Genomic DNA, 7,877 nt, shown 5'->3' on the forward strand with positions numbered 1-7,877 from the left:
CTTTTGCACCGCTTTCCTGTCCGAACTTGCTCTCTCTTCGGACTCCTTTTTCCTTTTGCACCGCTTTCCTGTCCGAACTTGCTCTCTCTTCGGACTCCTTTTTCTTTTTTCACTGCTTTTCTGTCCGAACTTGCTCCCCCTCTTCCTACTAACAACAAAAGAGGTGTCCTTTAGACACCTCCTGCTCTTAGTTGGACCTTACACTTCAATAATAATTGGAAGAATCATCGGTTTTTTCTTCATTTGCTTAAATAAATATTGACCAACTGCTTTTTTTAACGTCTGTTTCATGACATTCCATTGATATTTTCTTGCTTCTAAAAGCTCGTTGACTGTTTTCGTGATTAATCGGTTCATATTCTTTTGAACATCGTCTGAATCACGGTCGTAAACGAAACCACGAGAAATCACATCAGGTCCTGAGAGCATCTTTCTTTCTGTTTTGCTCATCGTTACGACAATCACAACCATCCCGTCTTCCGATAATTGCTTTCGATCGCGTAAAACAAGATCACCAACATCGCCTACTCCAAAACCATCCACATACGTATTACCAGCAGGAATCTTTCGGGTTTGACGTGCTTCATCTTTTGTAACATCTACAACTTCACCATTATTTAAAATAAACGTGTTACCTTCCTCTACACCTACCGACTCAGCTAATAATCGATGTTGGTGAAGCATCCGATATTCACCGTGAATGGGGATGAAATAAGTTGGTCTCATTAACGTAAGCATTAACTTCAAGTCTTCTTGATAGCCATGACCTGATACGTGCATCCCCGATGTACTTCCTGAACCATAAATAACATTAGCTCCAAGGGCATAGAAATTATCGACAATACTTGTGACACTTCTTTCATTCCCTGGAATAGGTCCGGCAGCAAAAATCACCGTGTCTCTAGCTAGAATCTCCACACCTCGAAAGTTTCCAGTTGAAAGGCGTGCAAGAGCTGCCATTGGTTCTCCTTGACTGCCTGTACATAAAATCGCTACTTTTTCAGGTGGCAGTTCATTAATTTCTTGTTGATCAATTAACATCCCATCTGGAATCGTTAGATAGCCACGTTCCTTTGCAACTTGAACCACATTGACCATGCTTCGTCCAAGGAGGGCTAATTTACGATTTGTTTTTTGAGCAGCATCAATTACTTGCTGTACACGACTAACATTGGATGCAAATGTTGATAAAATAACCTTTCGCTCAGCTTTCATAAATGCCTCTTCCACATGTTTGCCTACCATTTGCTCAGAAGGAGTCGAACCCGGCCGTTCCGCATTCGTGCTTTCAGATAACAATAGGAGAACTCCATCTTTGCCAATTTCAGCCATTTTATGAATGTTAGCTTGCTCATCCTTTTTCGCAGGTGTTAAATCAAATTTGAAATCACCTGTGTGAACAATTTTTCCTTCTGGTGTATGAAAAACAATTCCTAAGCAATCTGGAATGCTGTGCGTAACTTTAAAGAATTCAAGTGTTACCTCTTCAAAAGTGACATTAGAATTTTCCGTGATTTCAATTAGTTCTGTTTCCGCTAGCAATTTATGTTCTTCGAGCTTTAATTCAATCAACCTAATGTAAATCGAGTCGCATAAACAGGAACATTTAATTTCTTTAAAAAGAACGGGATTCCCCCAATATGGTCCTCATGTCCGTGCGTAACAATAAGGGCTCTAACTTTCTCCTTATTTTCAAGCAAGTATGTAAGATCAGGAATAATTAAGTCAATTCCTAATAAACTCTCGTCTGGAAACTTATTGCCACAGTCGATGATAAGAATATCGTTTTTTGTTTCGATTGCATACATGTTTTTACCAACTTCATGTAAACCGCCTAAAGCAAATACGGACACTGGACTTTCAATGGACCTCATCACCATTACCTCCCTCATCTATTCATACTTCTAGTATGATCGTTTTTGTTATTCTTTATTTTTCATCCATTCAATTACTAATGATACAAAGGTTCAATTTGTTTTAAATCCGTAACCAACGCTTTCACTTCTTCTTGATTCAAAGGAATAAGCATTTGATCATAAAGGGTAATCACTTGTTGATTTTCACAATCTTGTTGATCTTGTAAGTAGTGAAACAGTCTAAAAAATTGTCTTTCTTTAATAATCGATACCGTCTCATGCTGTTTTACCTTTCGAAGCATAAACTCATTTGCTTCAAAATCAAATTCACCAGCAATGATTTGACCATTTATGGTTTTCATTACATTCGCCTCCGCTTTTTTTGTTATTGTTACCCTTACTTCAAATCCATATAATCTTCTTATAGTGCTTCATCTTCACCATTTTTTCTATAAAATGGTATAATTCAAACATGAACGATTTTGCTATTTTCAAAAGGAGCATTTTATGATTTCAATTGGATTCTGTAGTTATTCCTATCATTCCAAACCTTTTTACTCATCTTCTGGATTGAATGATTATTTGTTTCGTCTTCAAACGGAAGGAACTTGTCACATTCATGCGAAAGGGCAAAATATCAACATTCAAAAAGGAGACTTACTTCTCCTTAGGCCAGGTGAATATTATGAAATAAAAATTGGAGAAGGCCAAAAAAGTGGTGATTTTTTTGTGTTTTGTAAAGGTTCTTGGATTGACGAGTGGTGGGGAAGGTCAAACAAACCAACTGTTTCTCGTATTAATTTAGATGAAAAAGTGTTAGCTTTGTGGCGATTTATTATTATTGAAGAAAGGCGCCCACAGACGGAGGAAAACAAAGAATTAAAAGATCATTTAATGAAAGCACTTTGTTTATCGTTAGAGCGAGCTGTTAATGAAACATCCGCCATTACCGAGCGTCCACCTGTCGTTACAAGGATGATGCGATTTATTGAAGAACACGCATTAAGGGCATTTAAAATTGAAGAGGTTGCACAACATGTTGAGCTTAGCGTCTCACGTGCTGTACATTTATTTAAAGAATATGTTGGCAAAACGATGATTGAATACGCTCAAGAAATTCGATTAACATCAGCAAAAGATCAAATGAAATATACCGTGTTACCTCTCGAGCAAATTGCAGAAAATTGTGGTTTCGGAAGTTATACCTATTTCCACAAATTATTCAAAAAAAAGTATGGAAAATCGCCCGGTGTTTACAGACGTAAAGAATAACGAATGATAACTATAAAACAGAGTAAGGAGAGGTTTTCTTTGGAAGATGCATTAACTAGAATCAAATCACAGCTTGCACAATTAGATAAGGAAAATGCTTGGGCTAATCTGGATCGAGACGAAGTCATTGATCAACTGATTTTTGAAGAGATCAAAGCTGCATCTTACGAATTAGATAATGAGGATGTAGGAGAAATAGTGAAGTTTTTAGTGGTTGAAGGTGAAAAGTTAAAGTGATTTCCCCGTAGTGCCTAAAAAACCACTAGGAGGTCACCTTAAAAATGAAAAAAACGATAAAAGTCGTTGCTGCTATTCTTGAAAATGAGCAAAACGAAATTTTATGTGCTCTCAGGTCGCCTACTATGTCGTTGCCAAACATGTGGGAATTCCCTGGAGGAAAAGTTGAAAAGGATGAACATATTTTTGCAGCTCTTAAAAGAGAAATCATGGAAGAAATACAGTGTGAGATTGAACCTCTCACCCTATTTCATGAGTACACACATGAATACGAACAGGTCAACATTCACCTAATTGCTATAAAAGGAAAAATGGTACGAGGTACTCCGATAGCCCTTGAGCATGCTAAGCTTATTTGGCTTAAACGACAAAGTTTGAATTCCTTACATTGGGCACCGGCAGACGTGCCTGCCGTTAACACTTTAATTCAAGAAGTAAAGTAACATTCTCTCTAACCACTTTAAACCAATACATCCAAGATGCTGGTGTATTGGTTTTTCACATGGCGTGAATTAATACAATTGACAGAAACATACATTTTTTTTATACTCAACTTAGAATTAGTATGTATAGCAACTAAAAATGCGAGGTGCTTCTTCTTTGAAATTTACGTTTCAAGATTACATTAGTATTAAACTACACACAAAACCGATCTCAATCTAACTAGCTACATTAAAGCGAAATTAGAACCTTATAACCTCGCTCCTGAGCAAAATTTAATTATGATGTTATTGTGGGAAGAAGATGGATTGTCCCAACACCAACTCGTAAATAAATTAGATAAAGATAAGACGAATATTGCGAGAATGTCTTCAAGCCTTGAAAAAAAAGGTTTTATTACGAGAAGCAACTGTTCAAATGACCGACGTTCTGTCAAACTTTTTCTTACACCATGTGGTAAAAAACTCGGTGAAGAAATTATTCCGATAGCAGAAGCGTTTAATGAAGTAGTTTGTAAAGGCCTTTCTAAAGAAGACCTTCAACATATGGAGAAGCTCCTTGATAAAATGAACAAAAATGTTCAAGAGCTTTTATAACAGCTCTTTTACAGATATAGGTATACAGGTAGCATATTCGCTACACTATTTATATTTGGGGGAATGAAACATGTTTGATATTGCCATTATCGGTGCAGGTCCTGCAGGCTCAAGTGCTGCTATATTTGCTGCTAAAGATGGAAAGAAAACCGTTGTTCTTGATAACGGAAAAGGAATGACACAACGTGCGTGGGTAGAAAATCATTATGGTGTGCCTGAAGTCGCAGGTCCTGATTTAATTGAGACAGGAAAACAACAAGCAACGAAATTTGGAGCAGAATTTTTAAATGACACCGTTGTCAACATTGTTTCCAATGATGAAGGGTTTACGATTGAGGGAGAAAACGAAACCGTTCAAGCAAAACACGTACTGTTTGCAACAGGTGCCTTAAGTAATCTTGCTGAAAGAATCGGCTTAACCGTCATACCTGGAACAGAACCAAGAATTAAATCCATTGTTGAAGTGGATAAAGATGGCCGTACAAATAAAGAAGGAATTTGGGCGTGTGGTACTATTGCGGGCGTAAGTGTTCATACAATTGTTACATCTGGAAATGGTGCAGCTGTGGCCATTAACATCATTAGCGAGCTTAATGGTGAGCGTTATGTTGATCATGACATTCTAAAATAATTAAAGAAAAGTTGCTCAGAGGAAAACCTCCTCTTGAACAACTTTTTCTGTTCACCCTACTTTCTTTTTTACTATTGAAAGTCTTTAACGTTGACAATTGATCTCAATTTCTTTTATACTGAACAACGTACAAATTAGTATGTGTAGCAACTTCTTTATTTAGGACTTTTTTTGTAACTTTCGTTGCTATAGCAACATTATTAAATGGAGGTTTTTTTAGTATGGCAAATGTATTATTTATTAAAGCAAATTCAAGACCTATTGATCAGGCGGTAAGTGTAAAACTTTATCACACGTTTCTTGATCAATATAAACAATCAAATCCAGATGACGTGATTACAGAGCTTGACTTATTTGAGGAAAATCTACCTTATTATGATACAGATAAAATCAATGGAATGTTTAAATTAGCAAAAGGAATCGAATTAACACCTTCTGAAAAGGAAGCAACTGATCTAGTAAACCGCTATTTAAATCAATTCCTAGAGGCAGATAAAATTGTTCTTGCTTTCCCACTATGGAACTTCACAGTACCTGCTGTGTTGCACACGTATTTAGATTACATGGCTCAAGCTGGTAAAACATTCCGTTACACCCCAGAAGGTCCTGTAGGGTTGCTTACAGACAAACAAGTTGTCTTGTTGAATGCACGTGGAGGTGTATACTCAGAAGGTCCAGCACAATCTTCTGAAATGGCTGTTAACTTTGTTAAAACCATGTTTGGCTTCTGGGGCATTGAAAACTTAACTTCGGTCATCATTGAAGGTCATAACCAATTCCCTGATCAAGCAGAAGAAATTATCGAAAAAGGTTTACAACAAGCTGTTGCAGTAGCGAAGGAATTTTAATCTATTGCTCATTAAAAAAATCGGGTTGCTTCTATATTAGATGCAATCCGATTTTTTCTATTCATATAAAAAACAAACATTAAATCAATAAGTCCTATCTTTCATATTAGACATCCTCACATAGAATGTGGCAGTATGTTGTCAAGAGAGGAAAAAAAGAGGATTCGTTTTACGATTGCGTTATAATAAGAAAGGAAATTATAGATTTAGGAGTGAGAACACTGAAAACCATAGCCGTTATTGGCGGAGGCATCACAGGTCTCTCCACAATGCACTATTTATCAAAACAAAAAAAGAAACATAATCTAGATCTAAACTTAATCCTTATTGAAAAAAATGAATTTCTAGGTGGAAAAATTCATTCGGTATCGACCGACGAATTTATTATGGAAACGGGAGCAGACTCCATTGTTGCTAGGCATGAAAGTGTTATGCCGCTAATTGAGGATCTTCAATTGCAAGAGCAAGTCGTTTATAACTCTACTGGGGTTTCTTATTTATTTTCCCAAAATGAACTTCATGCAATCCCAGCTGATTCAATCTTTGGCATCCCTACTAGCGTGGAATCATTGTATAAAAGCACACTTGTTTCTGAAAAAGGAAAACAAGAAGCCTTGAAGGATTTAGAAAAAGAAAACAAACAGTTTACAAAAGAGGATTCCATTGGTGCTTTTTTAGAATTTTTCTTAGGAAAAGAACTAGTTGAGAAACAAATTGCCCCTGTTTTATCAGGTGTTTACTCTGGCAATCTTAATAAATTAAGCATTGCCTCCACCCTACCTTATTTACTTGATTATAAAAATAAGTATGGAAGCATCATTAAAGGATTAGAGAAAAACAAAGAGACATTTAACGCTCAATCTGCAAAAAAGTTCATCTCGTTTAAAAATGGAATGTCAACGTTAATGGATCGCATGGAAGAAGAACTGTCTGAATCACTTATTTTAAAAGGAGTAACGACGACAAACATAAAAAAAGAGGATCAGCAATATCAGATCACATTTTCAAATCATCAACCCATTTATGCGGACAACGTCGTCATCACCACACCTCATCATGTTGCACAAAGACTGCTTGATGACAAACGTTTACATGCAGACTTTGCACAGTTATTAAACTCTTCTTTAAAAAGTATCTACCTAGGGTTTGATATTGCCGATGAAGAGCTCCCTGCTGACGGTACAGGCTTCATCGTATCCAATAGCGATTCCGTCCTTTGTGATGCATGTACATGGACAAGCAGAAAGTGGGAACATACGTCTAAAAAGCGGAACTTATTAGTGCGATTATTTTATAAAAGCTCAAATCCTTCCTACTCAGCTTTGAAGCAAATGAGTAAAGATGACTTTATCCAAACTGCCCTTACTGATGTTCAAAAAAGTCTTGGTCTACAGGCACAGCCAACTGCCGTTGAGGTCACATTTTGGGATGAACTAATGCCGAACTACACGCTAAGCCATAGTGAAGCTGTTCGCTCCTTAAATGAAAAAATGACCTCTTTTTTCCCTAACGTTACTCTTGCAGGCTGCTCATACTTTGGAGTCGGAATTGGAGCGTGTATCAAGAATGGTCAAGACACAGCTGAACAACTAATAAATTCGATCTTGTAATCAAAAAAGAAGAACGGTTGAGATTTAACTCTCGACCGTCCTTCTTTTTTTAATTAGCCTGCAATTTGTAAAGTGACATAAGGTTTATTATGTACCAAAAACTGCATGTTGTTAAAGGCAACGGGCACCTCACATTTAAAAATTACTGTCTTAGTTCTATGTAGCCTTATTCATTCAAAGCAAAAAAAGCAGCCATTCGGCTACTTTTTTTCGATAAAAATGCGGGTGAAGGGAGTCGAACCCCCACGTCATAAGACACTAGATCCTAAGTCTAGCGCGTCTGCCAATTCCGCCACACCCGCGAAATAAATGGTGCCGGCCAGAGGACTTGAACCCCCAACCTACTGATTACAAGTCAGTTGCTCTACCAATTGAGCTAGGCCGGC

General features: G+C 37.1%; 8 protein-coding genes, 2 tRNA genes and 1 pseudogene. 7 read left to right on the plus strand and 4 right to left on the minus strand.

Annotation, left to right across the window (positions count from 1 at the left end):
* Positions 1-198: 198 nt before the first annotated feature.
* Positions 199-1,874: pseudogene (locus JCM9140_RS20995) on the minus strand (ribonuclease J).
* Between the two features lie 77 nt (positions 1,875-1,951).
* Positions 1,952-2,218 carry a hypothetical protein gene (locus JCM9140_RS21000; protein WP_034751306.1) on the minus strand — a complete coding sequence of 89 codons (267 nt, stop codon included), beginning with the start codon at positions 2,216-2,218 and terminating at the stop codon, positions 1,952-1,954.
* A gap of 145 nt (positions 2,219-2,363) precedes the next feature.
* On the opposite strand from JCM9140_RS21000, the gene JCM9140_RS21005 reads away from it, so the two are divergent.
* The 7 genes from JCM9140_RS21005 to JCM9140_RS21035 all read left to right on the plus strand — a co-directional run bounded on the left by JCM9140_RS21005 (position 2,364) and on the right by JCM9140_RS21035 (position 7,491).
* Positions 2,364-3,128 carry an AraC family transcriptional regulator gene (locus tag JCM9140_RS21005; protein WP_034751309.1) on the plus strand — a complete coding sequence of 255 codons (765 nt, stop codon included), beginning with the start codon at positions 2,364-2,366 and terminating at the stop codon, positions 3,126-3,128.
* A 39-nt stretch (positions 3,129-3,167) separates the two neighbouring features.
* Positions 3,168-3,365, plus strand: a complete 198-nt coding sequence (locus JCM9140_RS21010) for a hypothetical protein (RefSeq protein WP_034751312.1) — start codon at positions 3,168-3,170, stop codon at positions 3,363-3,365.
* Between the two features lie 44 nt (positions 3,366-3,409).
* Positions 3,410-3,808 carry a (deoxy)nucleoside triphosphate pyrophosphohydrolase gene (locus JCM9140_RS21015; RefSeq protein ID WP_034751315.1) on the plus strand — a complete coding sequence of 133 codons (399 nt, stop codon included), beginning with the start codon at positions 3,410-3,412 and terminating at the stop codon, positions 3,806-3,808.
* A 279-nt stretch (positions 3,809-4,087) separates the two neighbouring features.
* Positions 4,088-4,402 carry a MarR family winged helix-turn-helix transcriptional regulator gene (locus JCM9140_RS21020; protein WP_369384473.1) on the plus strand — a complete coding sequence of 105 codons (315 nt, stop codon included), beginning with the start codon at positions 4,088-4,090 and terminating at the stop codon, positions 4,400-4,402.
* A 70-nt stretch (positions 4,403-4,472) separates the two neighbouring features.
* Complete coding sequence (locus tag JCM9140_RS21025) at positions 4,473-5,033, plus strand: NAD(P)/FAD-dependent oxidoreductase (RefSeq protein WP_034751317.1); 561 nt, start codon at positions 4,473-4,475, stop codon at positions 5,031-5,033.
* A gap of 221 nt (positions 5,034-5,254) precedes the next feature.
* Entirely contained in the window at positions 5,255-5,881 is a 627-nt protein-coding gene (locus JCM9140_RS21030; protein ID WP_034751320.1) for an FMN-dependent NADH-azoreductase, read from the plus strand.
* Between the two features lie 221 nt (positions 5,882-6,102).
* Positions 6,103-7,491 (plus strand): protoporphyrinogen oxidase, encoded by a 1,389-nt coding sequence (locus JCM9140_RS21035; protein WP_034751323.1) that lies wholly within the window; start codon positions 6,103-6,105, stop codon positions 7,489-7,491.
* A 220-nt stretch (positions 7,492-7,711) separates the two neighbouring features.
* Here the strand turns inward: JCM9140_RS21035 and JCM9140_RS21040 are convergent.
* Together JCM9140_RS21040 and JCM9140_RS21045 are read right to left on the minus strand one after the other, a co-directional pair.
* A tRNA-Leu gene (locus JCM9140_RS21040) sits at positions 7,712-7,793 on the minus strand.
* 8 nt (positions 7,794-7,801) lie between these two features.
* A tRNA-Thr gene (locus JCM9140_RS21045) sits at positions 7,802-7,877 on the minus strand.

Source organism: Halalkalibacter wakoensis JCM 9140 (assembly GCF_000513095.1).
GTDB lineage: Bacteria > Bacillota > Bacilli > Bacillales > Bacillaceae_D > Halalkalibacter > Halalkalibacter wakoensis.